Source organism: Arsenophonus sp. ENCA (genome assembly GCF_002287155.1).
Lineage (GTDB): Bacteria > Pseudomonadota > Gammaproteobacteria > Enterobacterales > Enterobacteriaceae > Arsenophonus > Arsenophonus nilaparvatae.
Genome location: NZ_NHNG01000140.1, coordinates 1 through 2,799, shown reverse-complemented (window position 1 = coordinate 2,799; position 2,799 = coordinate 1). Strand labels below are relative to the sequence as shown.

4 protein-coding genes are annotated in these 2,799 nt (G+C 36.8%); 2 read left to right on the top strand and 2 right to left on the bottom strand.

The genetic code is table 11. The features are described 5' to 3' along the window. Window positions 1–439: IS30 family transposase (locus CBG25_RS03845; protein ID WP_290603601.1), on the top strand; the 439-nt coding region annotated here is incomplete at its 5' end. Between the two features lie 233 nt (window positions 440–672). Here CBG25_RS03845 and dps read toward each other — a convergent pair. Together dps and rhtA are read right to left on the bottom strand one after the other, a co-directional pair. Then, a complete protein-coding gene (gene dps / locus CBG25_RS03840; protein ID WP_032115360.1) occupies window positions 673–1,179 on the bottom strand; it encodes a DNA starvation/stationary phase protection protein Dps in 507 nt (168 codons plus the stop codon). A 239-nt stretch (window positions 1,180–1,418) separates the two neighbouring features. Further along, window positions 1,419–2,306: a threonine/homoserine exporter RhtA gene (gene rhtA, locus CBG25_RS03835; protein ID WP_290604630.1), complete on the bottom strand. Its 888-nt coding sequence runs from the start codon at window positions 2,304–2,306 to the stop codon at window positions 1,419–1,421. A 273-nt stretch (window positions 2,307–2,579) separates the two neighbouring features. On the opposite strand from rhtA, the gene CBG25_RS03830 reads away from it, so the two are divergent. After that, the gene (locus CBG25_RS03830) at window positions 2,580–2,726 is read left to right on the top strand and encodes a hypothetical protein (protein ID WP_290604629.1); all 147 of its coding nucleotides are present in this window, start codon (window positions 2,580–2,582) and stop codon (window positions 2,724–2,726) included. The last annotated feature ends 73 nt before the right edge of the window (window positions 2,727–2,799 follow it).

Here is a 2,799-nt window from a genome sequence, read left to right as displayed (position 1 = left end):
TACTGTATTTGGTAAAGATCAGAAGTCATTCTTACTGACTCTAGCGGATAAAGCTACCAAGCAGATTATTATCCGCAAGTTACCGAATAAACGCGCTGATACTGTTGTAGATGCTTTCCGTGACATTGTAGCAAATACCTTCTGTGACTTTAAAACTTTGACGGCCGATAACGGTTCTGAGTTCTCCATGCATAAACAGATAACTGAGATCACCGGTGCTAATGTCTTCTTTGCCAGGCCTTATCACTCATGGGAGCGTGGTTTAAATGAACACAGTAACGGACTTATCCGCCGTTTTTACCCAAAAGGAACGGACTTCAACTCAGTCACGGACAACGAGATTGCAGAACTTGAGCACATACTTAATACTCGGGGACGAAAATCGTTGGGCTATTTTTCTCCAAATGAAGTATTTTTAGCTCATCTAATGGCTGCATAACGTTTTATGGGTTTGTTGCGTTTCGACTGGGAATGGGCCATCGCTTAAGTGTGCGCCATTAGCATCTTTAACGACAATATCCATGAAAATCCTTATTAATTGCAAACAATGCTAACAATTATAGTAAAAAAATTGATTGATATTAAGTGGATAAATAAACATAAAAAAGCCACACTCCTGTGTGGCTAAATGACGACATTTTATTTTTATATAGTTATCGAGAGATACAACGGTTATTTTTCAATATTGGCTTCGATAAACCAGAGATATTTATCCAGATCACGAGAAGCGCCAGTGAGAATATCTTCAGCATCCACTTCACCAACTTCATCAATTGCTTTACGCACATTATTGGCAACTACCGCAGCACGATCGGCCAAGGCTTTCAAATGATCTTGTACATCGTGAATATTGGTTGGGTATGCTTTTAATGGTGTATGGCCATGAACACTCTCTATTGTGCCCATAGCTGTACCACCCATTTGTACCACGCGTTCCGCTAATTCATCTTGATGTTCTAATATAGAGGAATTAAATTCATCTAATAATTCATGAACTGCAATGAAGTTTCTACCGCGCAGATTCCAATGTGCTTGTTTTGTCATCAATGACAGATTAATAAGTTGTGCAACTAGCGGATTTAAAACAGAAATAGCATGTTTTTTAGTACTATCACTAATATCATTACGGGTATAGAGTAAATCAATTTTCGGTACTTTTACTAATTTAGCTGTGCTCATTATTACGTTCCCGTTATATCAAATAATGTATTAATACTCTATCTAAACAATAACTTATTATTAATCAATAGTCTTATCATTTGATCCTATTAAATTGATAGGTAATATTGATGTAAGCGTTATTTTATTACTTACAATTATAAATATGGTGATAAAAAATAGGAATGCAAGGGAAATTAGCAACAAGTTACAGTGTGAATTTAGGCTTGAATTCACACTGTTTGAGCGTGAAAAACGACTTAATTGATTTCAACCGTTTCGGTTTTTGTTTTCATGGTAGATGCTGAACCAATTGATGCGCCAATGATACAAAATAGCGCGAACCACTGGGTTAATGTTAAGTGTTCATTAAGAAATATCATGCCCATAAAGGCTCCCATTGCCGGTTCCAAACTCATTAAGGTACCAAATGTTTTCGCCGGCATACGTGTTAGAGCAAACATTTCAAGCGTGTAAGGGAAGGCCGTTGACAAAATAGCCACCGCAAGTGCAATTGGTAGAATTGACAGATCAAATAGCGGTTCAATGCTAACGGTAAGAAGACCAACCGGAAAAAAAATCAATGTCGAGATAAACGAACCTAAAGCCACTGTTGCTGTACCATAACCCGCTCCAGCCCGCTGACCAAAGATGATATACGTTCCCCAGCAAATACCGGCAGTTAAAGCATAAGTAATACCAACTGGATCTAAACTATTAATATTGTTTCCAAAAGGTAGTAGAAAGGCTAATCCAACAATAACCATTAATATCCAAACAAAGTCAATCGCGCGGCGAGATGAGAACATTGCTACGGCTAAAGGGCCGGTGAACTCTAATGCCACAGCGATCCCTAATGGGATCCTTTCTAGCGATAGATAAAACAGCGAATTCATTGAGCCTAAGGAGATACCATAAATAACTAAATGTTTTAATGAATGGCCGCGTAACTTTTTTCGCCAAGGCTTAAAAATTATAAAAAGAATAATCGTTGCCAAAAATAGTCTTAAAGCTGTTACGCCAAGTGCACCGATAGTTGGAAATAGACTTTTTGCTAATGAAGCTCCACTTTGTATTGATATCATTGCGCATAGCAACAACAATACGGGCAACAGCGTTTTACGCTTTTGATTTAAGACAAATGACATCTGGAGGTAACCTCAAAAATAGAGAACAAAATAAATGTTAGGAAACTAAATAATAACTCAGTAACAGCAGGATTTGCTTAATGATATTGTGTAATTATTACATAAAAGATAAGTAAACAAATATTCTTTTCAATGCTGATTGTAAATAGGATATTCACTATAATAATTGTTAATTTTAAAAAAGAAATGACATGAAAAATATTTATGCGTTTGTTAGATTTGATTAATGTCTGCTAGGGCTGACATTAGTAAATTTAAGTTAAGGAGGATAATGTGGATAAGATAAATAGTGTAACAGTTTATTGCGGATCTAGTGTAGGAGCCAGTGATATTTATCAACAGCAGGCAATTGCATTGGCATCCGATGGCCCATTCCCAGTCGAAACGCAACAAACCCATAAAACGTTATGCAGCCATTAGATGAGCTAAAAATACTTCATTTGGAGAAAAATAGCCCAACGATTTTCGTCCCCGAGTATTAAGTATGTGCTCA